This window comes from Bordetella genomosp. 13, assembly GCF_002119665.1.
GTDB lineage: Bacteria > Pseudomonadota > Gammaproteobacteria > Burkholderiales > Burkholderiaceae_B > Bordetella.
In genome coordinates this window covers 2,372,195-2,394,085 of sequence record NZ_CP021111.1, presented here as the reverse complement: position 1 = coordinate 2,394,085, position 21,891 = coordinate 2,372,195, and the positions used below count along the sequence as shown (strand labels likewise).

The following is a 21,891-nucleotide window of genomic DNA, read 5'->3' as shown; positions in this document are numbered from 1 at the left end:
CTGCCCGCCGGGCACGCCGCGTTCCCCGTCCGTGAGCATCGCTTTACGAGTCAGCCCACATGCCGCAATTTTTCATCGATCGACCTATCTTCGCCTGGGTGGTATCCCTTTTCATCCTGCTGGTGGGGATTCTGGCCGTCAACATCATGCCGATCTCGCAGTACCCTGACGTGGCGCCGCCCGCCATCCAGGTCACCGCGACGTATCCCGGCGCCTCGGCCAAGGAAGTGGCCGAATCCGTCACCAGCATCATCGAGGACGAGCTGAACGGCGCCAAGGGGCTGCTGTACTACGAGTCCGTCAGCGATGCCTATGGCATGGCGACCATCACCGTCACGTTCGCGCCCGGCACCGATCCCGATCTGGCGCAGGTGGACGTGCAGAACCGCGTGTCCAACGTGACGGCGCAGCTGCCGCAGGCCGTGGCCCAGCAGGGCCTGCGGTACGAGCAGACCAGCGCCGGCTTCCTGCAGATCGTCACCGTGTCGTCCACCGACGGCAGCATGGACCAGACCGCGCTGGCCGACTACGTCACGCGCAACATCCAGAACCCCGTGTCGCGCGTGCCCGGCGTGGGCCGCTTCCAGCTGTTCGCCGCGCCGCGCGCCATGCGCATCTGGGTCGACCCGAACAAACTGGTCGGGTTCAACATGAGCATGGCCGAGGTCAACCAGGCCATCTCCAACCAGAACGTGCTGATCTCGGCCGGCACCATCGGCGCGCCGCCCAATCCCGAAAGCCAGCGCGCCACGGCCACCGTCATTGCCAATGGCCAGCTCAGCACGGTCGACGGCTTCGGCGGCATCGTGCTGCGCGCCAATCCCGACGGTTCGCGCGTGCTGCTGCGCGACGTCGCCCGCATCGAGGTCGGCGCCGACAACTACCAGTTCGGCGCGCGTCTCAACGGCAAGCCCACGGCGGCTTTCGCCATCGTGCTGGCGCCGGGGGCCAACGCGCTGGCCACGGCCGAAGGCGTGAAGAAGCAGATGGACGAGCTGGCGCGCTTCTTCCCGGCCAACATCCGCTATGACATCCCGTACGACACCGCTCCCTACGTGCAGGTGTCGATCGAGCAGGTGCTGCACACCCTGGCCGAAGCCATGGTGCTGGTGTTCCTGGTGATGTACCTGTTCCTGCAGAACGTGCGCTATACGCTGATCCCGGCGCTGGTGGTGCCGGTGGCCATGCTGGGCGCGTTCGCGGTGATGCTGGCGCTGGGCTTCTCCATCAACGTGCTGACCATGTTCGCCATGGTGCTGGCGATCGGCATCCTGGTGGACGACGCCATCGTGGTGGTCGAGAACGTCGAGCGCATCATGGCGACGGAAGGCCTGTCGCCCAAAGAGGCGACCAAGAAGGCCATGCCGCAGATCAGCGGCGCCATCGTGGGCATCACGCTGGTGCTGATCGCGGTGTTCCTGCCGCTGGCTTTCATGACCGGCTCGGTGGGCGTGATCTATCGCCAGTTCTCGGTCGCCATGGCGGTGTCGATCTTCTTCTCGGCCTTTTTGGCGCTGAGTTTCACACCCGCGCTGTGCGCCACCATTCTCAAGCCCATACCCAAGGGGCACCACGTCGAGAAGCGCGGCTTCTTCGGCTGGTTCAACCGCAAGTTCGATGCCACCACGCACGGCTACCAGAACTGGGTGGCGCGCTCGCTGCACCGCAGCGGCCGCATGATGCTGGTGTTCCTGGTGCTGGTGGTGCTGCTGGGCTGGCTGTACCTGCGCATGCCTTCGTCCTTCCTGCCCGAGGAAGACCAGGGCTACGTGATCAGCAACATCGAGCTGCCGGCCGGCGCCTCGGCCAACCGCACCATCGAGGTCATCGAGCAGGTCGAGGCCTACTTCCGCGAGATCCCCGCGGTCGCGAACATCATCACGGTGCAGGGCTTCAGCTTCAACGGCAGCGGGCTGAACGCGGCCATTGCGTTCACCACGCTGAAGGACTTCGACGAGCGCAAAGGCGAGGGCGACTCGGCCGGCGCCATCGCGGGCGGAGCCATCGGCAGGCTGCTGATGGGCATCCACGACGCCATGGTGTTCACGGTGGTCCCGCCGGCCATCTCCGAACTGGGCAACGCCAGCGGTTTCGACTTCCGCCTGCAGGACCGCGCGAGCGCGGGTACCGAGGCGCTGTCGGCGGCCACCGCGCAGCTGATGGGCGCCGCGATGCAGAGCCCCGTGCTGGCGCAGGTGCGCATCACGGGCCTGGGACCGGGCGCGCAGCTCAGTCTCGAGATCGACCGCCAGAAGGCGGCCGCGCTGGGCGTGGACTTCGCCGAGGCGGCCAACCTGCTGTCCACGGCGGTGGGTTCGTCGTACCTGAACAAGTTCCCCAACATGGGGCGCATGCAGAACGTGTGGGTGCAGGCCGAGCAGAAGTACCGCATGCAGGTCGAGGACGTGCTGCAGCTCAACGCCCGCAACAACCAGGGCGGGATGGTGCCGCTGTCGTCGTTTGTCACCGCCAAGTGGGTGCAGGGGCCGGTCCAGGTCGTGCGCTACAACAGCTACGAGTCCATCCGTATCGGCGGCGACGCCGCGCCCGGCTATACCTCGGGCGAGGCGATGGCCGAGATGGAGCGCCTGATGGCCGACCTGCCGCCCGGCTTCGGCTATGAATGGAGCGGCCTGTCCTATCAGGAAGTGCAGGCGGGCAACCAGGCCCCGATCCTGATGGGCCTGGCGCTGCTGGTGGTGTTCCTGGTGCTGGCGGCCCTGTACGAGAGCTGGGCCATTCCGCTGTCGGTGATGCTGGTGGTGCCGCTGGGCATGCTGGGCGCCGTGGCGCTGGTGTCGGCCATGGGCATGTCCAACGACGTGTACTTCCAGGTGGGCATGGTCACCGTGATCGGTCTGGCGGCGAAGAACGCGATTCTGATCGTCGAGTTCGCCAAGGACCAGTACGCCCGCGGCATGGGGTTGTACGAGTCTGCGGTCGAGGCCGCGAGGCTGCGCTTCCGTCCCATCCTGATGACGTCGCTGGCATTCATCCTGGGCGTGGTGCCGCTGGCCCTGGCCACCGGCGCCGGCGCCGCCAGCCAGCGCGCGGTGGGTATCGGCGTGCTGGGCGGCATGCTGGCGGCCACGCCGTTCGCGGTCATCTTCGTGCCGGCCTTCTTCGTGGTCGTGCTGGGCCTGTTCAAGACCAAGCCGCGCCTGCTGGGCGCGGAGGCCAAGGCTTACGCGGAAGAGCAGGCGGCCAGGAAGCGCGCCGAGGAGCAGGCACAGGCTGGCGACGGCCCGGCGCCGGCGCTGCAGACGCCTTCCGGCAATCATCCCCAAGGCGGCCAGGAGACCAAGCAATGACGGCCCGTCCCATGATTCAATCGCACGTGCCTTCGTTCGCGGTATCGGCACGCGGCGCCCTGGCGGCGCTGCTCATCGCCGCCCTGGCCGGCTGCTCGCTGGCGCCCGACTACAAGCGTCCCGACGCGCCGGTGCAGTCCACGTATCCCGACCAGCCCAGGATGCAATACGGCGCCGCCGAGACGCCCATGCAGGTGGGCAGCCAGCCGGCCGCCGCGGTGGCGCCGGCGGGCGCGGTGCCGGCCGCCGACATCGGGTGGCGCGAGGTGTTCCGCGACGCGCGGCTGCAGAAACTGATCGAACTGGCGTTGGCGAACAACCGCGACCTGCGCGTGGCCGTGCAGCGCGTCGAGGAAGCGCGCGCGCAGTATGGCGTGCAGCGTGCCCAGCAGTGGCCCACCATCGGCGCGGGCATCCAGGGCACGCGCCAGCGCCTGCCGCGCGACCTGCGCGTCGGCGGTCCGGATTCGCCTTCGGTGACCAGCCAATACCAGGCGGGCCTGGGCCTGACCACCTTCGAGATCGATCTGTTCGGCCGGCTGCGCAATCTGTCGGAAGCGGCCTATCAGCAGTACCTGTCGACCGAGCAGTCGCAGCGCAGCGTGCACATCACGCTGGTGGGCGCGGTGGCCGAGGCGTACTTCAACGTGCGCGCGGCCGAGGTCCAGCTCGAGCTGACGCAGAAGACGCTGGCCTCGCGCCAGCAGTCCTACGATCTGGTCAAGACGCGCTTCGACGGCGGCGTGGCCTCCGAGCTCGACCTGAACCAGGCGAAGTCGCTGCTGGACAGCGCCTCGGCCGACCTGGCGACGCTGGCCAGGGCGCGCGCGCAGGCGTCCAATGCGCTGCTGGTGCTGATCGGACTGCCGGGGCTGCCCAACGACCTGCCGCCGCCCGCCGAGTTCGGACGCGAGCAGGTCGTCGCGTCGGTGCCGGCCGGGCTGCCGTCCGACCTGCTCGAGCGCCGGCCCGACATCCTGGCCGCCGAGAACCAGTTGAAGTCCGCCAATGCCAATATCGGCGCGGCCCGCGCGGCCTTCTTCCCGACCATCTCGCTGACTGGCATGCTGGGCGTGGCCAGCGGTCCGCTGGACGACCTGTTCAAGGGCGGCAACGGCTTCTGGAGCTTCTCGCCGAACATCACCACGCCGATCTTCGCCGGCGGCAGCATCCGCGAGGGGCTGAACCTGGCGCGGGCGCGCGATAATATCGCGGTGTCGCAATACGAGCAGACGATCCAGCAGGCATTCCGCGAGGTCGCCGACGCGCTGGCCGGCGAGGCGACCTATGGCGCCCAGCTCGATGCGCAGCGCGCCCTGCAGGCGTCGTCGGCGCGCACGCTCGAGCTGTCCGACATGCGCTATCGTGGCGGCATCGACAGCTTCCTGCAGGTGCAGACCGCGCAGGTGGATTTCTTCAACGCGCAGATCGCGCTGGTGCAGACGGGGCTGAACTCCCTGATCAACCGCGTCGAGCTGTACAAGGCGCTGGGCGGCGGCTGGAACGAGAACACCGTGGCCGCGCAGCCGGCGCCGCAACCCGTCGCGCAGCAATCGCAGCAATGATAGAACTCGGCGTCAACATCGATCACGTAGCCACCCTGCGCCAGCAGCGCCATACGCCGTACCCCGATCCGGTCGCGGCGGCGCTGCGGGCCGAAGAGGCGGGCGCCGACCTCATCACCCTGCATCTGCGCGAAGACCGGCGCCACATCCAGGACGCCGACGTGCACGCCATCCGGCCGCTGCTGCGCACGCGCATGAACCTCGAGTGCGCCGTCACCCGCGAAATGCTCGACATCGCCTGCGGGGTCAAGCCCAGCGACGTGTGCCTGGTGCCCGAGAAGCGCACCGAGCTGACCACCGAGGGCGGCCTGGACGTGGCCGGCGGCCTGGCCGCGGTCACCGATGCGGTGGCGCAACTGGCCGAGGCGGGCATCCGGGTCTCGCTGTTCATCGATCCCGAGCCCGCCCAGATCGACGCGGCCGTGCGCGCGGGCGCGCCGGTGGTCGAACTGCACACGGGCGCCTACGCCGAGGCCGCCGGCCCCGAGCAGGCGCAGGCCGAACTGGCGCGCGTGCGCGCCGCCGTGGCGCATGGCCTGCGCGCCGGGCTGCGCGTCAACGCGGGCCATGGCCTGCACTATGGCAACGTAGCCGCGGTGGCCGCGCTCGACGGCATCGCGGAACTGAACATCGGCCACGCCATCGTGGCGCAGGCCGTGTTCGACGGCTGGGACAAGGCCGTGCGCGACATGAAGGCGCTGATGGTGCAGGCGCGCCTGCAGGCCATGCGCGGCCGCGCCTGAAACGCCTGCCGGATCCACGCCCCGCACCTACGCACGTCCATCATGGCCCGCACTGTCGCCGTCCCGTCCGCTGCGCCGACCGAGTCGGTTGGCGGTCCGCCCGCGGCAGACCTGATGTCAGCCGTGCGCGAGCTCGAGGAAGACATCGTGCTGGGCCGGCTGCATCCGCGCGAGCGGCTGATCGAAGACGACCTGATGCGGCGCTTCGGCCTGAAGCGCCATGCCGTGCGGTCGGTGCTGGCCGAGCTGGCGCTGCTGGGCCTGGTAGAGCGGCGCAAGAACATCGGCTGCGAGGTCCGGGCATTCACGGCGCGCGAGGTGGCCGACCTGTATCAGGTGCGCGAACTGCTTGAAACCGAGGCGGCGCGGCACGTGCCGTGTCCGCTGCCGGCCGACAGGGTGCAGGAACTCATCGCCATCCAGCGCGAGCACGACGCCGCCGTGGCCGCGCTGGACCCGCGCGCCGTGTTCCGCGCCAACGTGCGCTTTCACGAGGCGCTGTTCGCCTGCTGCGAGAACCGCGTGCTGCACCGGGCCATCGGCGAGTATGCGCGGCAGACGCATCCCATCCGCTTCAGTTCGCTGGGCGATGCGCGCTATCGCGAGCGCGCGCGCCAGGAACACTGGGCCATGATCGAGGCGCTGAAAACCGGGCGGCGCGACGACCTGATCCGGCTCTGCCGCGAACACCTGGCGCCGTCGCGCGATGCCTATCTGGCCATGAACAGCCACCTGTACGGGCGCGGTCCGGCATCCTGAGGCCTGCCTGCCCGGCGGCCCTCGCGTATCATTCCATCAAGCGGCCGCGGCTGTCCGTATCGCCGGCCGGCCCGCACCGCGCTTCAAGCCGTCATCCCGTTTCTTTCGCTGCCGTTCATGCCAGAAAATCCCACCGCTACGCTCGCCGGCCCCGGCTGCATCGCCGGCATCGGCATGGACCTGATACGCGTCGACCGCATCGAGCGGGCACTGGCTCGGCATGGCGACCGCTTCGCCGAGAAAATCCTGGGGCCCGAAGAGCTGCAGAAGTTCCATGCCCGGCGCCAGCGCGATCCCGCACGCGGCGTGCGCTTCCTGGCCACGCGCTTCGCGGCCAAGGAAGCCTTCTCGAAGGCCATTGGGCTGGGCATGCGCATGCCCATGACATGGACCCGCGTGCAGGCCCTGAACGCGCCTGGGGGGCGGCCCGTGCTGGTGCTGGCCCCGGCGCTGCGGGGCTGGTATGCCGAGCGCTATGGCGCGGCCCACGTCTCGCTGACCGATGAATCCGACATGGCCGCCGCCTACGTCGTGGTGGAGCACAAGCCCTCCGCGTCGCCGCGCCAGGCCCCGCAAGGAGCTGCCGATGGCACGCCGTAAATCCCGCCACGTGCTGCCGCCCGGCCCCGTCGTGGTAGACGTGGCCGGCACCCGGCTGACCAAGCACGAGAAACGCCGCCTGCGCCATCCGCTGGTGGGAGGAGTGATCCTGTTCTCGCGCAACTTCGAAAGCCGCGAACAGCTTTGCGAACTGACCCGCCGCATCCACGAGGCGCGCGACGAGCCCCTGCTGATCGCGGTGGACCACGAGGGCGGACGGGTGCAGCGCTTTCGCGAAGACGGCTTCACCGTGCTGCCGCCCATGCAGGCGGTTGGCCGCGTGTGGGACCAGGACCCGCTGGGCGCCATGCGCATGGCCACCGATGCGGGCTACGTGCTGGCCGCCGAGCTGCGCGCCTGCGGCGTGGACTTCAGCTTCGCGCCGGTGCTGGACCTGGACTACGGCGTCAGCAAGGTCATCGGCACGCGGGCCTTCCATCGCGATCCGCGCGTGGTGGCCATGCTGGCGCGCGCGGTGGCGCAGGGGCTGGCGCTGGCCGGCATGGGCGCCTGCGGCAAGCATTTTCCCGGCCATGGCTTCGTCAGCGCCGATTCGCACCTCGACATTCCCGTGGATCCGCGCACGCTCGAACGCATCATGACCGACGACGCCGCGCCCTACGGCTGGCTGGGCGACCACGTGCTGCCCGCCGTCATGCCGGCGCACGTCATCTATCCCAAGGTCGATCCGCATCCGGCGGGCTTCTCGCGCCGCTGGATCCAGGACATCCTGCGCGACCGCCTGCGGTATGACGGCGTGGTGTTCTCCGACGACCTCACCATGGAAGGCGCCACGGTGGCGGGCGACATCCTGGCGCGCGCGCAGGCCGCGCTGGGCGCGGGCTGCGACATGGTGCTGGTGTGCAACCGCCCCGACATGGCCGACGACCTGCTCGAGCGCCTGGTGGCCACGCCCACGCCCGAGTCGGTGGCGCGCATCCGGCGCCTGGCGCCGACCCGCCCCGCGCTCGACTGGGACACTCTGCAGGCCGACGGCCGCTATCAGCATGCCCGACGAATTCAATCTCAAATCGTTCCTGGCTGACCTGCCCCACCTGCCCGGGGTATACCGGCACCTGGATGCCGGGGGCGAGGTCATGTATGTGGGCAAGGCGCGCGACCTGAAGAAGCGCGTCTCGTCGTATTTCCAGAAGACGCTGTCCAGCCCGCGCATCGCGCAGATGGTGGCCAAGGTGGCGCGCGTCGAAGTCACGGTCACGCGCTCCGAGGCCGAGGCGCTGATCCTGGAAAACAACCTGATCAAGCGCCTGCGCCCGCGCTACAACATCCTGTTCCGCGACGACAAGTCGTATCCCTACCTGCTGATCTCGGCGCATCGCTATCCGCGCATCGCGTATTACCGCGGCTCGACCAGCCGCGGCGGGCAGTTCTTCGGGCCGTTTCCCAATGCGTGGGCGGTGCGCGAGACCATCCAGATCCTGCAGAAGGTGTTCCGCCTGCGCACCTGCGAGGACACCGTCTTCGCCAACCGGTCGCGGCCCTGTCTGCTGCACCAGATCGGGCGCTGCACGGCGCCTTGCGTGGACGCCATCACGCCCGAGGACTACGACGCCGACGTGCGGCGCGCGGCGCGTTTCCTGAACGGCGCCGCGCAGGAGGTCCTGGGCGAGATCGAGGCGCGCATGCTGCAGGCCTCGGCCGAGCTGCGCTTCGAAGAGGCGGGAGCGCTGCGCGACCAGATGGGCTCGCTGGCGCGCGTGCTGCATCAGCAGACCATGGAGAGCACGGGCGGCGAAGAGGACACCGACATCATCGCGGTGGCGATCGCGGGCGGCAAGGTATGCGTGAACCTGGCCATGGTGCGCGGCGGCCGCCACCTGGGCGACAAGCCGTTCTTTCCGTCGCACGCCGAGGGCGAACCGGCCGCCGACGTGCTCGAGGCCTTCGTGGCGCAGCACTACGTCGAAAGCTCGCTGCCCGCCGTGCTGGTGTGCTCGCACGCGCTGCCCGACGAGGAGCTGCCGGCGCTGCTGGCCGAGCAGGGCCGGTCGCGGCCGCCGCGCGTGCTGACCCGCCCGCAAGGCATGCGGCGCGCGTGGCTGGAGCAGGCCCAAAAGAATGCCGAGATGGCGCTGGCGCGCGCGCTGACCGAATCCGGCGCGCGGGCCGCGCGCACGCTGGCGCTGGCCGAGACCCTGGACCTGGACACGGACGAGGCCGCGCTGGATGCGCTGCGCATCGAGTGCTTCGACATCAGCCATACCGCCGGCGAGGCCACGCAGGCGTCCTGCGTGGTCTATCAGCACCATGACATGCAGCCCTCGCTGTACCGCCGCTACAACATCGTGGGCATCACGCCCGGCGACGACTACGCCGCCATGCGCCAGGTGCTGACCCGCCGCTTCGGCAAGGTGGCCGATGGCGAGGCGGTCATGCCCGGGCTGGTCCTGATCGACGGCGGCAAGGGCCAGGTCGAGGTGGCGCGCCAGGTCTTCGTCGAGCTGGGCCTGGACGTGCAGGTGCTGGTGGGCGTGGCCAAGGGCGAGGGCCGCAAGGTGGGCCTGGAGACGCTGGTATTCGCCGATGGCCGCCCGCCGGTGGCGCTGGGCAAGGAGTCGGCCGCGCTGATGCTGATCGCGCAGGTGCGCGACGAGGCGCACCGCTTCGCCATCACCGGCATGCGGGCCAAGCGGGCCAAGGCCCGCAACGTGTCGCGCCTGGAAGAGATCGAGGGAGTCGGCGCCCGGCGCCGGCAGCGCCTGCTGGCGCGCTTCGGCGGGCTGTCGGGCGTGACGGCGGCCAGCGTGGCCGACCTGGCCTCGGTCGACGGCATCTCGGACGAGCTGGCGGAACGCATCTATGACGCCCTGCACGGCTGACCCGCCGCGCAGGCCATCCCCACGCTGAGGTAGCATACGACCACTATGCCCATGAACATACCGATCATCCTGACCTGGCTGCGCATCGCCATGATCCCGCTGGTAGTGGGACTGTTCTACATCCCCGACAGCTGGATGTCGGTGCCGATGCGCGACACGCTGGCGGCCTGCGCATTCATCCTGGCGGCGCTGACAGACTGGTTCGACGGCTGGCTGGCGCGGCGCTGGAACCAAACTTCGGCGTTTGGCGCCTTCCTGGATCCGGTGGCCGACAAGCTGATGGTGTGCGCCGCGCTGCTGGTGCTGCTCGACCTGAACCGGGTCGATGCCTTCATCGCGCTGATCATCATCGGCCGCGAGATCACCATCTCGGCGCTGCGCGAGTGGATGGCCAAGATCGGCGCCAGCGCCAGCGTGGCGGTGCACCGCCTGGGCAAGTTCAAGACGGCCGCCCAGATGATTGCCATCCCGTGCCTGCTGTACGGCCGTCCGCTGGCCAATGTAGACCTGTTGTGGGTGGGCTTCTGGCTGATCGTGGTGGCCGCCGTGCTGACCGTCTGGTCGATGCTGTACTACCTGCAGCGCGCCTGGCCGGCGATACGCGAGAAGGCGCAGTAGTAATATCCTGGACGCGCGGCTCCAAGCCGCGCGATTCCACATCGACGAGGCGCGGCGGCATGCCGCCAGCGCTCGCATGACACGACGGAGGGGCTCGCGGCCGCCGTCCGGAGACAACCCCGATGCGTGCCTGCACGCGTCTCTCGGCGGCCCGTGGCCGCATGCCGACATGAATACCGCAGCAGACACCGCATTGCTCGACACGCCTTTCCTGCGCCGCCGCGACTGGCAGATCATCATGCTGATCGGGGTGGCGCATGCCAGCTCGCATTTCTTCCAGCTCGTGCTGCCGTCGCTGTACATCGCCCTCGGGCGCGAGTTCCGCCTGGACTTCGCCGAACTGGGGCTGCTGGCCTCGGTCTTCTACGTGGTGTCCGGACTGGGCCAGGCCTCGTCGGGCTTCGTGGTGGACCGCATCGGCGCGCGGCCGGTGCTGTGGTTCGGGCTGGGCTGCTTCGTGCTGTCCGCCGTGCTGATCGGGCTGGCCAATGGCTACTTCATGCTGGTGCTGGCGGCCGCCATCGGCGGGGCGGGCAATTCGGTGTTCCACCCGGCCGACTATTCCATCATGAATCATCGCGTCAGTCCGGCCCGGCTGGGGCATGCCTTCAGCACGCACGGCCTGACGGGCAACCTGGGCTGGGCGCTGACGCCCGTGTTCATCGGCACGATCACGGCCTTGGCCGACTGGCGCACCGCGGCCTTCAGCGCGGCCGCCCTGGTCGCCGTGGTGCTGGCCCTGACCATCATCGGCCGCAATTTGTTGGGCGACCCCAAGACGGTGGTCGCCGCGGCGCCCGGACGCGACACCGCCGAGCCTCCCAAGCCCGCGAAGCCCCAGGAAAGCGCCTGGGACACGCTGTTGGCGCTGCTTGCTCGGCCCGCCCTGTGGGGCGCCTTCCTGTTCTTCGCCTGCACGTCGATCGCGCTGTCCTCGGTGCAGAACTACACCATTCCGCTGCTGGATCACCTGTACGGGCTGTCCAGCCTGGCCGCCAGCTCGGCGCTGTCCGGCTACATGGTGGCCTCGGCGGTGGGCATGGCGGCCGGCGGTTTCCTGGTGTCGGCCACCCCGCGCACCGAGCGGACCGTCATGCTGGCGCTGATCTGCGCCGGCATCACGCTGGTGGTGCTGGCCATGGGCTGGCTGCCGCCGGCGGTCGCCGCGCCGGTGGTCGGCCTGGCCGGATTCTGCTCGGGCGTGGCGGCGCCTTCGCGCGACATGCTCATTCGCCGCGTGACGCCGCGCGGCGCGACCGGTTCGGTCTACGGCCTGGTGTACTCGGGCATGGACGCCGGCGCGGCGCTGGGCCCGCTCGGCTTCGGCCTGCTGCTGGATGCCGGGCTGACGCACGGGCCGTGGGTGGGCGCGGGAGCCGCCTTCGTCATCGCGGCGCTGCTGGCGCAATGGATCGGCCGGCAGGCCAGCCGGGCCGAGCCGGCGCCGGCTCGGGCCTGATGCGCGGCACTGGGCCGCTATTGCGCCCGCACTAGCCGGCATGAAGGCGCCGGCCTGTCACCGATGAACGGCATGCGCGGGCCCGAGGGCCCTCCTTGCATTATTGGCGCGCCGTGCGCGCCATGCCGATGGCCGGCGCCGCCACGTTGCTGCGCCAGGGGTTGATGTCCAGCCCGCCGCGCCGCGTATAGCGCGCGTACACGGTCAGTTCCTGGGGCGCGCAGGCGCGCATGACGTCGGCGTAGATGGTCTCCACGCAGTGCTCGTGAAAGCCCGCATGCTGGCGGAAGGACACGATGTACTTCAGCAGCGCCTCGTGGTCGATGGGCCGGCCGCGATAGCGGATCTGCACGCTGCCCCAGTCCGGCTGGCCGGTGACGGGGCAGTTCGACTTCAGCAGCCTCGAACACAGCGTCTCTTCGCGCACCGGTCCGTCTGCGCAGCGCAGCAGTTCGGGCGCGGGCTGATACGTGTCGATCTCCACGTCCAGCTTGTCCAGGTCGATACCGTCCAGTTCGGCCATCTGCTGCTGGCCGAAACGCTGCGGCAGCACGAAGTCCAGTTCCACGGGCGCGCCCGCCGCGGCGCTCAGGTCGCGTTCCAGCCGCTCGCGCAGCGCCTGCGCGTTGTCCAGCCGCGTCTGGTTGAACGAGTTGAGATAGAGCTTGAACGACTTGGACTCGATCAGGTTGGGACTGTCGGCCGGCACCGTGAAGGTGGCCATGGCCACGCGCGGCTTGCCCTTGGCGTTGAGCCACGAGATCTCGTAGGCGGTCCAGATGTCCGCGCCATGGAAGGGCAGGCGGTCGCCCCGTTCCAGCGGCAGCGCGGCGCGGTTGAGCGCGCGCGACACGGGGAACAGCAGGCCGGGATCGTATTCGGTGGGGTAGGGAACGGAGAGTCCCAGGGGGGCGTCGGACAGCGTCATGATCGGGCAAAGCTTGGCACAGCCCCCATTGTAGGCGCTGTCGGGCTGGATTTTGTATGGTGAAACGTCGGTGGCGGAATGCGGAAACCGATGCTGCGGGGCAGCGTCGGGTCATTTCATTGACAGCAACATCGTTTCGTATTGAGAAACTAGAATCTCATATTATTGATTTTACTGGAGAAAATTTTTTATCTTATATAAGACTCGAATCGACGTTGCCTCGCAGCATGGGGACTAGACTTTTTCCAACGGCGCGCACTTCCGCGCGCCCGGATTTACCGCAGTTCCTTCCATGTCCATCGAGGAGTCATCATGAATCAACGCGATACCGAGATCAGCAAACTGGAGTTGGATTGGGCCGAGAACCCGCGCTGGCAAGACATCAAGCGCGGCTACGACGCCGCCGAAGTGGTGAGGCTGCGCGGCTCGCTGGCCGTCGAGCATACGCTGGCGCGCCGCGGCGCCGAACGCCTGTGGGAACTGCTGCATTGCGAGCCGTTCGTCAATTCGCTGGGCGCGCTGACGGGCAATCAGGCGATGCAGCAGGTCAAGGCCGGGCTGAAGGCCATTTACCTGTCGGGCTGGCAGGTTGCCGGCGACGCCAACCTGGCAGGCGAGATGTACCCCGACCAATCGCTCTATCCCGCCAACTCGGTGCCGCAGGTCGTGCGGCGCATCAACGCCACGTTGACGCGCTGCGACCAGATCCAGTGGATGGAAGGCATCAACCCGGGCGACCCCGGCTATATCGACTTCTACGCGCCCATCGTGGCCGATGCCGAAGCCGGATTCGGCGGCGTGCTGAACGCGTATGAATTGATGAAGGGCATGATCGAGGCGGGGGCCGCCGGCGTGCACTTCGAAGACCAGCTGGCATCGGTGAAGAAGTGCGGCCACATGGGCGGCAAGGTGCTGGTGCCGACCCGCGAGGCCGTGTCGAAGCTGATCGCCGCGCGCCTGGCTGCCGACGTGATGGGTACGCCGACGCTGCTTCTGGCCCGTACCGACGCCGACGCGGCGGACCTGGTGACCAGCGACGTGGACGAGAACGACCGTCCCTTCATCACGGGCGAGCGCACCGTCGAAGGCTTCTTCCGCACCCGCGCCGGCATCGACCAGGCCATCTCCCGCGGGCTGGCCTATGCCGAGTACGCCGACTTGGTGTGGTGCGAAACCTCCACGCCCAATCTCGAGTACGCGCGCAAGTTTGCCGATGCGCTGCATCGCCGCTTCCCGGGCAAGCTGCTGGCCTACAACTGCTCGCCCTCGTTCAACTGGAAGAAGAACCTGGACGACGCCACCATCGCCAAGTTCCAGCGCGAGCTGGGCGCCATGGGCTACAAGTTCCAGTTCATCACGCTGGCCGGCTTCCATGCGCTGAACTACGGCATGTTCGACCTGGCTCACGGCTACGCCCGCCGCCAGATGAGCGCCTTCGTCGAGCTGCAGCAGAAGGAGTTCGCGGCGGCCGAACGCGGCTTCACCGCGGTCAAGCACCAGCGCGAGGTGGGCACGGGCTATTTCGATGCGGTCACGCAGACCATCGAGGGCGGCCGGTCGTCCACCACCGCGCTGACGGGCTCGACCGAGGAAGCGCAATTCCATCATGACGAGGCGCTGGCGGTGCGCGCCGCCTGACGGGCGCGCATAGCCGTGGCGCCATAGGGCAGGCCGGCGGCGCGTCGCGGTATTTCCGCGACGCGCCGCCGGCTTTCCTGCGTCTGATCGGGCAGCGCTTCAGCCCGCGACGCTGCCGTCTTCGCCGAAGGAGACGAGGCCGGCATCGCGGGCCTGCCGCAGTTCGGCGCGTACCGCCTCGCGCGTCGCGCTCTGGCCCTGGACGCCGTCCAGCACGAGCGTTTCTTCGCCCGACTGCAGTTGCCCGTCGGCACGGGCCTCGGCCAATTGGGCGCGCACGGCGGCGCGGGTCAGTTCGGCGGTGCTGGCCACGGCAGGCGGATAGTCCAGCTCACCGGACGGTTCGCGGCCCGCGTGGGCCGTCAACGACAGGGCGCTCAGCGACAGGATCAGGGTGTTCATCAGGGTCTTCATGGTGTTCTCCAGATAACAGGGTAGGTAGGGATTCGTCTGCTTCGATCCGCTGCGTTTCGCATCCGGCGTCGCAACGTGAGACGAACTTTATGGCTGTATCTGGCAACCAGCTAGACCATAATCCGGTGTTTGATAAGCAACTGTAGATTGCCTATAGGAAAACGGAACAAGCCACCGCTTGCCGGTGACGACTGCATCGATACGAGGTCGCCGGGCATGACAAAACCGCCCCGACGCAAAAATATCTTGCTATTAAATCGTGTGCGATTTAATATGCGTTCATCATGACCAAGCAAGCCGACGCCTCTCCCTCCTTGCTGCTGGACGACCAACTGTGCTTCGCGTTGCATTCCGCCACGCTGGCGCTGCACAAGGTCTATCGCAAGCTGCTGGGCAAGCTGGGGCTGACGTATTCGCAGTACCTGGTGATGATGGTGTTGTGGGAGCAGGACCAGGTCACCGTTACCGACATCGGCAAGCGGCTGTTCCTGGATTCGGCCACGCTCACCCCGCTGCTCAAGCGCATGGAGGCGGCCGGGCTCATCACCCGCGCCCGCGCCGAGCAGGACGAGCGGCAGGTCATCATCACCCTGACGCCGCAGGGCCGCGAGCTGCGGTGCCAGGCGCCGGAGGTGCCCAAAGGCCTGGTCTGCGCCATGGCCTGCACGCCGGACGAAATGCGGCATTTGAAGGCCGAACTCGAGCAACTGCGCGACCGGCTGGTCGACCAGGACTAGCCGCGGTGTCTGAAGCAGCAAAAGTAGTTGACGATTTAAATAGCACACGATTTAATAGCGTACGATTTATGCAGCAAGCAACTTCGCTTCATCAACCGACCCGGACGGCCACAAGGCCGCAGGGCCAAGCAGCAAGACCTTACCTTTACAGGAGCCTTACCATGTCCGTTGAAAAAGTTCTGTACCGCGCCCAAGCCCAAGCCACCGGCGGCCGCGATGGCCGCGCCGTCTCGTCCGACAACGTGCTGGACGTCAAACTGACCACCCCGCGCGAGCTGGGTGGCGCGGGCGGCGCCGGCACCAATCCCGAGCAGTTGTTCGCCGCGGGCTATTCGGCCTGCTTCCTGGGCGCCATGAAATTCGTCGGCGCACGCGATAAGATCGCCGTGCCGGCCGACGTGTCGGTGCAGGGCACCGTGGGCATCGGTCCTATCCCCAACGGCTTCGGCATCGAAGTCGAACTGAAGATCTCGCTGCCCGGCATGGACCGCGAGGCCGCCCAGGCGCTGATCGACAAGGCCCACATCGTGTGCCCGTATTCGAACGCCACGCGCGGCAACATCGACGTCACGCTGACGCTGGCCTGATCGCGCGGGCCTGGCGGCTCGATGCAGCCGCCTCGAATCCGCAGCGCCGGGTTCTCCGCGCACGGTACCCGGGCGCGCCACGGCTCATGCCGCGGCGCGCCTTTTTTTCGAAACAGTCTTGTCCGCCGGTCGAACCAATTCCGCCATCCTCGCAAAGTAGAATCCGACAGGAAAGTCCACCCGCGGGCTGTGGGCGCCTCACCGGGTGCCCGGCTCGCCGCAATCACGAGGTGTGCGTGCAGCCAGTCATATCCGTGCAGGGCCTGTCCAAGACCTACAAGTCCGGACACCAGGCACTCAAGAACATCAATCTCGACATTCAGCCAGGCGAGATCTTCGCCCTGCTGGGGCCGAACGGGGCAGGCAAGACCACCCTGATCAGCATTGTCTGCGGCATCGTCAATGGCACCGAGGGCAGGGTGCTGGCCGATGGCCACGACATCGTCACCGACTACCGCGCGGCGCGGGCCGCCATCGGCCTGGTCCCGCAGGAGCTCACCACCGATGCGTTCGAGACGGTGTGGAACACGGTGACCTTCAGCCGCGGGCTGTTCGGCCTGCCGGCCAATCCCGCGCACATCGAGAAGGTACTGCGCGACCTGTCGCTGTGGGAGAAGAAGGACACGCGCATCATGGCCCTGTCGGGCGGCATGAAGCGCCGCGTGCTGATCGCCAAGGCGCTGTCGCACGAGCCGCGCATCCTGTTCCTGGACGAGCCCACCGCGGGCGTGGACGTGGAACTGCGGCGCGGCATGTGGGACATGGTGCGCCGCCTGCGCGACAACGGCGTCACCATCATCCTGACCACGCACTACATCGAAGAGGCGCAGGAGATGGCCGACCGCGTCGGCGTGATCCGGCGCGGCGAGATCATTCTGGTCGAAGAGACACAAACGCTGATGCGCAAGCTGGGCCGCAAGCAGCTGGTGCTGGCGCTGGCAGCGCCGCTGGCGGCGCTGCCCGAGGCGCTGCGCGGCGAACCGCTGGAGCTTTCGGCCGACGGCCTGCAGCTGGTCTACACCTACAACGACCAGCAGGAAGGCGGCGGGGGCATTGCGGCCCTGCTGCGTCGGCTCGACGAGGCCGGCATCGTCTTCAACGACCTCAAATCCTCGGAAAGCTCGCTGGAAGAGATTTTCGTCAGCCTGGTGAGCAAGGAATCATGAACTGGTACGGCGTACGCGCAATCTATTTATTCGAGATGGCTCGCGCCTGGCGCACCCTGGCGCAGAGCGTGGCCTCGCCGGTGGTGTCCACGGCGCTGTATTTCGTCGTGTTCGGATCGGCCATCGGCTCGCACATGGTGGAAATCGGCGGCGTCAGCTATGGCGCCTTCATCGTGCCGGGCATGATCATGCTGTCGCTGCTGACGCAGAGCACCGCAAACGCCTCGTTCGGCATCTACATGCCGCGCTTCTCGGGCACCATCTACGAGCTGCATTCCGCGCCGGTCTCGTATGTCGAGATCGTGATGGGCTACGTCGGCGCGGCCGCCAGCAAGTCCATCATCCTGGGCCTCATCATGCTGGCCACCGCGCGGATCTTCGTGGACTTCGGCATCGCGCATCCGCTGTGGATGATCGTGTTCCTGGTGCTGACCTCGGTGGCCTTCAGCATGTTCGGCTTCATCATCGGCATCTGGGCGGACGGCTTCGAGAAGCTGCAGATCATCCCGCTGATGATCATCACCCCGCTGACGTTCCTGGGCGGCACGTTCTATTCCATCGACATGCTGCCGCCGTTCTGGCGCACGGTCACGCTGTTCAATCCGGTGGTGTACCTGGTCAGCGGCTTTCGTTGGAGCTTCTACGGCATCTCCGACGTCAGCGTGTCCGTCAGCCTGGGCATGACCCTGGTGTTCCTGCTGGTGTGCATCGTCATCGTGCGCTGGATGTTCCGCACCGGCTATCGCATGAAGCAGTAAGCCGGGTCAGCCGTGCGCTCGCCGGGCGGCGCGCGCATGGCCGCCATGGGCGTCCAGCAGGCGTTCGCGCCAGGCGTGGACCGGATCGTCGGCCTGCAACAGTTCCACCGGGCTGATGCAGCGCGCCCACATGAACATGCCGAACACGGCATAGTCGGCGTAATCGGGCGTGTCGCCGGCAAGATACGGCTGATCGCGCAGAGTGTGGCGCAGCGGCAGTATCACCTTGCGCAGGGCGTCCAGATGCTGGACGCGGTCGTCGCGCAAGGCCTGCAGGCTGCCCAGGCGCTGTTCGCGCGATTCGACGAAATAAGCCCGGTCGCCATCGTGCAGGCCGTCCGGGATGTCAGGAATGATCACTTTGGTAATCGCCGGCGCCAGCGCGGTGTCCGCCCAGCTGTTGACGAAGCGCGCCAGCGCCTCGCCGCCAGGGCCGGCGAACAGCGCGGGGCGGTCGGGAAACGTGTCTTCCAGATAGCGGGCGATGCGCCACGAGTCGTGCAGCCAGGTATCGCCGTGCACCAGCACCGGCACCCGTTCCTGGCCGCTGGCCGCGATGCGGGACTTTTCGATGAAGCGCCACGGCAGGCCTTCGGCATGCAGGCCCTTGTGCGCCAGCGCCATGCGGATCTTCCAGCAATAGGGACTGAACCGGACGTCGGGATCGGCGCCCGCCAGTTCAAACAGTCTCAGCTCTGCTTCCACCGCGCGTCTCCTTGTTCTGGCGCCCCTGGCGGGGGCGATAGCGCGAGCATAGCAGGCCGTTTACGCCATTCCGTTTGCCCCAAAACGGCCAAGATGCGGGAAAATGCCCAAAAAAATGGAGGAGAGGAATGGCTACCACCTATGAGGGCGGGTGCGCCTGTAGCGCCGTGCGCTTCCGGCTGACCAGCGAACCAATGTTCGTGCACTGCTGCCACTGTACCGAGTGCCAGCGGCTGACGGGCAGTGCCTTCGCCATCAACGCCCTGATCGAGGCCGACCGCGTGCATCTGCTGCGCGGCACGCCGCAGGCGCGCGTGGTGCCCACCGATCCGGGCCGCACGCGCACCGAATTCCGATGTCCTGACTGCGGGGTCGCCCTGTGGGGTCATCATCCCGACCTGGGCGACCGCGTGGCGCTGGTCCACGCCGGCACCTTGGACCACGGGCGAGAACTGGTTCCCCAGGCGCACTGCTTCACGCAGTCGCGTCTGCCCTGGGTGCTGCTGCCGCCCGACGTCCATGCCGCCGACGCGCACTACGAGCTCGAGGCCTGTTGGCCCGCGTCCAGCCTGGCCAGGCTGGACGCCGCGCTCGAGCCGGAATGAAGACCGGCCTGCGCCATGGAGAGACTTGCGGTCTAATTCCGCCATGGACATCCAAGACGATACCGAACGGCGCCTGACCCAGCTGGAGATCAAGGCCGGTTTTGCCGACGACCTGCTCGACCAGCTCAACCAGACCGTATTCCGCCAGCAGCAGCAGATCGAGCTGCTGATGCGCGAGCTGGTCGAGCTACGCCGGCAGGCGCCGGCCGGGCCGGCGCCTTTTCGCAGCCTGCGCGACGAACTGCCGCCGCATTACTGAGACGATCCGCAGGGCGGGGCCTGCTCCATGGCGGCCCGGATCTCGGCATCGGTCATGTCGCGCAGATGGGTGGCGATCGACCAGCGATGGCCGAACGGATCGGTGAGCTGGCCGTAGCGGTCGCCCCAGAACATGTCGGTGGCCGGCATGGTGATGGTGCCGCCCGCCTCGGCGGCCTGGGCCATGACCGCGTCCACGTCTTCCACATACAGGTGCAGGTACACGGGCGAGCCCTTCAGGGCCTTGGGATCGGTCGATCCCCATTCGGGCATCGCGTCGACCAGCATCAGCGTCGAGTCGCCGATGCGCACCATGGCGTGCATCAGCCGGCCATTCGGGCCGGGCAGGCGGGTGATTTCCACCGCGTTGAAGGCTCGCACATAGAAATCGATGGCGGCCGCCGCCCCGTCGCACACCAGGTGCGGGGTCAGGGTATGCATGCCATCGGGTATGGGTTTGGCGGGTACGGACATCATCGTTCTCCTGGTCGAGGACGGCGCCGGCCGGGGATCGGCCGCGCTTCATGAATACGACGAACGGCGCGGCCTGGAATCGACAGGCCCGGATGATTTTTTTCAAGGCGGCAGCGTCATCCGCCGTCCGGGTCGGGCGGGACGCTGCTAGACGCTTACCGCGACTTCGAATCCGCCGTAGGCCATGCGCTTCATGTCGAAGACGCCGTCGGCGCAGCAGCCCGCCAGGCGCGGGTCGGCCATGACCGCGGCGTTGATGCGGTCGCGCTCGGCGCGGCTGGCATAGCGGATCCACGAGAAAACCACCACTTCATTGTCGCGCGCCCCCGCCACGGTGCGGAACGAGGCCAGGCCTTCGGTCTGCAGGTCGTTCTCGACGCATTCGCGGTAGTCCAGGGCGCCGTGTTCCTTCCAGATTTCGCCAGCTTTGCGCGCGATCTCCTTGTAGCGCGCCAGGTTGTCGCGGGGGACGCTCAGCAGAAAGCCATCGACATACTCTTGGTCCATTTCCAATCCTCGTCGGTTAAGATTCTTACTGTCCGCTGAACGTTTCGGCGGATTTCTACTCTAACGGGAAACCCCCCTGCCGCAGATAGGCAATTGCGACATTCTGGTGGGTGGATTGCGTCTTTGGTCCAACGCTATGCTGCTTTCATGAAAAATATTGCGTTCCTGCTGCCCGTTGGGGCGAACATTGCTTCCCTGGAAAACGCCCGACAGGGCTTTCTCACCGCCAACCAGTATCTGCAGGACCGCGGCGAGGCGCCGCGCTTCTCCGTGCAAACGGTGGCCGCCGCCCCGCAGGTGCGCCTGGACGGCGGCCGCATCATCGTGCAGGCCGATGCGGTGCTGGACGAGGTCCGCGGCGTGGACATCTGCATCGTGCCGCCGCTGCTCAACGCCTTGCCCGAGGCCATGCAGGCCAACCGCGCCATGATCGACTGGATCGTGCGTCACTACAAGGATGGCGGCGAGGTCGCCAGCCTTTGCCTGGGCGCGGCGCTGCTGGCCGCGGGCGGCCTGCTGGACGGGCATCGCGCCGTCGTGCACTGGGCGGCGCAGAACCAGTACGCCAGCCTGTTCCCGTCGGTGCAGTGGGTCAGCGACCGCGTGGTGGTGGCGGGCAACGGCATCTATACCAGCGGGGGCGCGTTCTCGGCGGGGCACCTGGTGCTGCACCTGATCGAGAAGTACACCGACCGCGACACCGCCATCTGGTGCGCCAAGGTGTTCCAGATGGACTGGAGCCGCCAGAGCCAGCTGCCGTTCGCCATTTTCTCGGGCCGGCGCAGCCATGGCGACGACGTGGTGCGCCAGGTGCAGGACCACATCGAGGCCCGCTACGCCGAGCGCGTCACGGTCGAGCAATTGGCCTCGCGCTACGCGCTGGGCCGCCGCACGCTCGAGCGGCGCTTTCGCCAGGCCACCGGCAACAGCGTGGTCGAGTATCTGCAGCGCATCCGCGTCGAGGCCGCCAAGTCGCAGCTCGAAGGATCGCGCAAGACAGTCAGCGAAGTGATGTACGAGGTCGGCTACAACGATGCCAAGGCGTTCCGCGAGATCTTCGGCAAGCACTGCGGCATGTCGCCCGCGGCGTATCGCGAGCGCTACGCCTGACCGAAGCGTCGCGGGCAGGGTCGGCATGCGCCGATCCGCCCGCGCGGCCCGGATCGAGCGGCCGACCCAGGCTGCCGTAGGGACGCCGCCGCGCGCGCCGCCCTGCGGC

The 21,891-nt window shown here is 67.7% G+C and carries 22 protein-coding genes; 17 read left to right on the top strand and 5 right to left on the bottom strand.

Annotation, left to right across the window (positions count from 1 at the left end; genetic code table 11):
• The first annotated feature begins 59 nt into the window (after positions 1-59).
• The 9 genes from CAL15_RS10855 to CAL15_RS10815 all read left to right on the top strand — a co-directional run bounded on the left by CAL15_RS10855 (position 60) and on the right by CAL15_RS10815 (position 11,895).
• Positions 60-3,311 (top strand): efflux RND transporter permease subunit, encoded by a 3,252-nt coding sequence (locus tag CAL15_RS10855; protein ID WP_086078604.1) that lies wholly within the window; start codon positions 60-62, stop codon positions 3,309-3,311.
• Complete coding sequence (locus tag CAL15_RS10850) at positions 3,308-4,876, top strand: efflux transporter outer membrane subunit (RefSeq protein WP_269768324.1); 1,569 nt, start codon at positions 3,308-3,310, stop codon at positions 4,874-4,876. The genes CAL15_RS10855 and CAL15_RS10850 overlap by 4 nt, the downstream gene beginning before the upstream one ends.
• On the top strand, positions 4,873-5,619 hold the full coding sequence (gene pdxJ / locus CAL15_RS10845) for a pyridoxine 5'-phosphate synthase (protein ID WP_086078603.1): 747 nt from the start codon (positions 4,873-4,875) through the stop codon (positions 5,617-5,619). Before CAL15_RS10850 ends, pdxJ begins: the two co-directional genes overlap by 4 nt.
• A 42-nt stretch (positions 5,620-5,661) precedes the next feature.
• Positions 5,662-6,378 (top strand): GntR family transcriptional regulator, encoded by a 717-nt coding sequence (locus CAL15_RS10840; RefSeq protein ID WP_086078602.1) that lies wholly within the window; start codon positions 5,662-5,664, stop codon positions 6,376-6,378.
• Between the two features lie 117 nt (positions 6,379-6,495).
• Positions 6,496-6,978, top strand: a complete 483-nt coding sequence (gene acpS, locus CAL15_RS10835; RefSeq protein WP_086078601.1) for a holo-ACP synthase — start codon at positions 6,496-6,498, stop codon at positions 6,976-6,978.
• Positions 6,965-8,023: a beta-N-acetylhexosaminidase gene (nagZ, locus tag CAL15_RS10830; protein ID WP_086078600.1), complete on the top strand. Its 1,059-nt coding sequence runs from the start codon at positions 6,965-6,967 to the stop codon at positions 8,021-8,023. Before acpS ends, nagZ begins: the two co-directional genes overlap by 14 nt.
• On the top strand, positions 7,986-9,818 hold the full coding sequence (gene uvrC / locus CAL15_RS10825) for an excinuclease ABC subunit UvrC (RefSeq protein ID WP_086078599.1): 1,833 nt from the start codon (positions 7,986-7,988) through the stop codon (positions 9,816-9,818). Before nagZ ends, uvrC begins: the two co-directional genes overlap by 38 nt.
• Positions 9,819-9,863: 45 nt before the next feature.
• The gene (gene pgsA / locus CAL15_RS10820; protein WP_086078598.1) at positions 9,864-10,436 is read left to right on the top strand and encodes a CDP-diacylglycerol--glycerol-3-phosphate 3-phosphatidyltransferase; all 573 of its coding nucleotides are present in this window, start codon (positions 9,864-9,866) and stop codon (positions 10,434-10,436) included.
• 169 nt (positions 10,437-10,605) lie between these two features.
• Positions 10,606-11,895, top strand: a complete 1,290-nt coding sequence (locus CAL15_RS10815; RefSeq protein ID WP_086078597.1) for an MFS transporter — start codon at positions 10,606-10,608, stop codon at positions 11,893-11,895.
• 100 nt (positions 11,896-11,995) lie between these two features.
• On the opposite strand, the gene queF is transcribed toward CAL15_RS10815, so the two are convergent.
• Complete coding sequence (gene queF / locus CAL15_RS10810) at positions 11,996-12,823, bottom strand: NADPH-dependent 7-cyano-7-deazaguanine reductase QueF (RefSeq protein WP_086078596.1); 828 nt, start codon at positions 12,821-12,823, stop codon at positions 11,996-11,998.
• 312 nt (positions 12,824-13,135) lie between these two features.
• Between queF and aceA the strand changes: the two genes are divergently transcribed.
• Positions 13,136-14,461, top strand: a complete 1,326-nt coding sequence (aceA, locus tag CAL15_RS10805; protein WP_086078595.1) for an isocitrate lyase — start codon at positions 13,136-13,138, stop codon at positions 14,459-14,461.
• Positions 14,462-14,560: 99 nt separating this feature from the next.
• Here aceA and CAL15_RS10800 read toward each other — a convergent pair whose 3' ends face one another.
• Positions 14,561-14,875 carry a DUF4148 domain-containing protein gene (locus CAL15_RS10800; RefSeq protein ID WP_086078594.1) on the bottom strand — a complete coding sequence of 105 codons (315 nt, stop codon included), beginning with the start codon at positions 14,873-14,875 and terminating at the stop codon, positions 14,561-14,563.
• Between the two features lie 284 nt (positions 14,876-15,159).
• On the opposite strand from CAL15_RS10800, the gene CAL15_RS10795 reads away from it, so the two are divergent.
• From CAL15_RS10795 to CAL15_RS10780, 4 genes are all read left to right on the top strand, one after another.
• Positions 15,160-15,612, top strand: coding sequence for a MarR family winged helix-turn-helix transcriptional regulator (locus tag CAL15_RS10795; RefSeq protein WP_086078593.1), 453 nt, complete (start codon positions 15,160-15,162; stop codon positions 15,610-15,612).
• A gap of 161 nt (positions 15,613-15,773) precedes the next feature.
• Complete coding sequence (locus tag CAL15_RS10790; RefSeq protein WP_086078592.1) at positions 15,774-16,199, top strand: organic hydroperoxide resistance protein; 426 nt, start codon at positions 15,774-15,776, stop codon at positions 16,197-16,199.
• 236 nt (positions 16,200-16,435) lie between these two features.
• The gene (locus tag CAL15_RS10785; protein ID WP_086078591.1) at positions 16,436-17,365 is read left to right on the top strand and encodes an ABC transporter ATP-binding protein; all 930 of its coding nucleotides are present in this window, start codon (positions 16,436-16,438) and stop codon (positions 17,363-17,365) included.
• Positions 17,362-18,123, top strand: coding sequence for an ABC transporter permease (locus CAL15_RS10780; protein ID WP_086078590.1), 762 nt, complete (start codon positions 17,362-17,364; stop codon positions 18,121-18,123). Before CAL15_RS10785 ends, CAL15_RS10780 begins: the two co-directional genes overlap by 4 nt.
• Before the next feature lie 6 nt (positions 18,124-18,129).
• On the opposite strand, the gene CAL15_RS10775 is transcribed toward CAL15_RS10780, so the two are convergent.
• Positions 18,130-18,828 (bottom strand): glutathione S-transferase family protein, encoded by a 699-nt coding sequence (locus tag CAL15_RS10775; RefSeq protein WP_086078589.1) that lies wholly within the window; start codon positions 18,826-18,828, stop codon positions 18,130-18,132.
• A gap of 128 nt (positions 18,829-18,956) precedes the next feature.
• On the opposite strand from CAL15_RS10775, the gene CAL15_RS10770 reads away from it, so the two are divergent.
• Both CAL15_RS10770 and CAL15_RS10765 read left to right on the top strand, forming a co-directional pair.
• Positions 18,957-19,433 carry a GFA family protein gene (locus CAL15_RS10770; protein WP_086078588.1) on the top strand — a complete coding sequence of 159 codons (477 nt, stop codon included), beginning with the start codon at positions 18,957-18,959 and terminating at the stop codon, positions 19,431-19,433.
• A 43-nt stretch (positions 19,434-19,476) separates the two neighbouring features.
• On the top strand, positions 19,477-19,692 hold the full coding sequence (locus CAL15_RS10765; protein ID WP_086078587.1) for a SlyX family protein: 216 nt from the start codon (positions 19,477-19,479) through the stop codon (positions 19,690-19,692).
• Here the strand turns inward: CAL15_RS10765 and CAL15_RS10760 are convergent.
• Both CAL15_RS10760 and CAL15_RS10755 read right to left on the bottom strand, forming a co-directional pair.
• A complete protein-coding gene (locus CAL15_RS10760) occupies positions 19,686-20,165 on the bottom strand; it encodes a VOC family protein (RefSeq protein ID WP_086081036.1) in 480 nt (159 codons plus the stop codon). The genes CAL15_RS10765 and CAL15_RS10760 overlap by 7 nt on opposite strands.
• 147 nt (positions 20,166-20,312) lie before the next feature.
• Positions 20,313-20,672 carry a DUF1428 domain-containing protein gene (locus tag CAL15_RS10755; protein WP_086078586.1) on the bottom strand — a complete coding sequence of 120 codons (360 nt, stop codon included), beginning with the start codon at positions 20,670-20,672 and terminating at the stop codon, positions 20,313-20,315.
• A gap of 147 nt (positions 20,673-20,819) precedes the next feature.
• Here CAL15_RS10755 and CAL15_RS10750 point away from each other — a divergent pair, with 147 nt between their 5' ends.
• Entirely contained in the window at positions 20,820-21,782 is a 963-nt protein-coding gene (locus tag CAL15_RS10750; RefSeq protein ID WP_086081035.1) for a GlxA family transcriptional regulator, read from the top strand.
• Positions 21,783-21,891: the final 109 nt, after the last annotated feature.

Bases quoted from the DNA above. Each gene is read 5' to 3' on its own strand.
- CAL15_RS10855 (WP_086078604.1), top strand. From the start codon at position 60: ATGCCGCAATTTTTCATCGATCGACCTATCTTCGCCTGGGTGGTATCC.
- CAL15_RS10850 (WP_269768324.1), top strand. From the start codon at position 3,308: ATGACGGCCCGTCCCATGATTCAATCGCACGTGCCTTCGTTCGCGGTA.
- pdxJ (WP_086078603.1), top strand. From the start codon at position 4,873: ATGATAGAACTCGGCGTCAACATCGATCACGTAGCCACCCTGCGCCAG.
- CAL15_RS10840 (WP_086078602.1), top strand. From the start codon at position 5,662: ATGGCCCGCACTGTCGCCGTCCCGTCCGCTGCGCCGACCGAGTCGGTT.
- acpS (WP_086078601.1), top strand. From the start codon at position 6,496: ATGCCAGAAAATCCCACCGCTACGCTCGCCGGCCCCGGCTGCATCGCC.
- nagZ (WP_086078600.1), top strand. From the start codon at position 6,965: ATGGCACGCCGTAAATCCCGCCACGTGCTGCCGCCCGGCCCCGTCGTG.
- uvrC (WP_086078599.1), top strand. From the start codon at position 7,986: ATGCCCGACGAATTCAATCTCAAATCGTTCCTGGCTGACCTGCCCCAC.
- pgsA (WP_086078598.1), top strand. From the start codon at position 9,864: ATGCCCATGAACATACCGATCATCCTGACCTGGCTGCGCATCGCCATG.
- CAL15_RS10815 (WP_086078597.1), top strand. From the start codon at position 10,606: ATGAATACCGCAGCAGACACCGCATTGCTCGACACGCCTTTCCTGCGC.
- queF (WP_086078596.1), bottom strand. From the start codon at position 12,823: ATGACGCTGTCCGACGCCCCCCTGGGACTCTCCGTTCCCTACCCCACC.
- aceA (WP_086078595.1), top strand. From the start codon at position 13,136: ATGAATCAACGCGATACCGAGATCAGCAAACTGGAGTTGGATTGGGCC.
- CAL15_RS10800 (WP_086078594.1), bottom strand. From the start codon at position 14,875: ATGAAGACCCTGATGAACACCCTGATCCTGTCGCTGAGCGCCCTGTCG.
- CAL15_RS10795 (WP_086078593.1), top strand. From the start codon at position 15,160: ATGACCAAGCAAGCCGACGCCTCTCCCTCCTTGCTGCTGGACGACCAA.
- CAL15_RS10790 (WP_086078592.1), top strand. From the start codon at position 15,774: ATGTCCGTTGAAAAAGTTCTGTACCGCGCCCAAGCCCAAGCCACCGGC.
- CAL15_RS10780 (WP_086078590.1), top strand. From the start codon at position 17,362: ATGAACTGGTACGGCGTACGCGCAATCTATTTATTCGAGATGGCTCGC.
- CAL15_RS10770 (WP_086078588.1), top strand. From the start codon at position 18,957: ATGGCTACCACCTATGAGGGCGGGTGCGCCTGTAGCGCCGTGCGCTTC.
- CAL15_RS10765 (WP_086078587.1), top strand. From the start codon at position 19,477: ATGGACATCCAAGACGATACCGAACGGCGCCTGACCCAGCTGGAGATC.
- CAL15_RS10760 (WP_086081036.1), bottom strand. From the start codon at position 20,165: ATGTCCGTACCCGCCAAACCCATACCCGATGGCATGCATACCCTGACC.
- CAL15_RS10755 (WP_086078586.1), bottom strand. From the start codon at position 20,672: ATGGACCAAGAGTATGTCGATGGCTTTCTGCTGAGCGTCCCCCGCGAC.
- CAL15_RS10750 (WP_086081035.1), top strand. From the start codon at position 20,820: ATGAAAAATATTGCGTTCCTGCTGCCCGTTGGGGCGAACATTGCTTCC.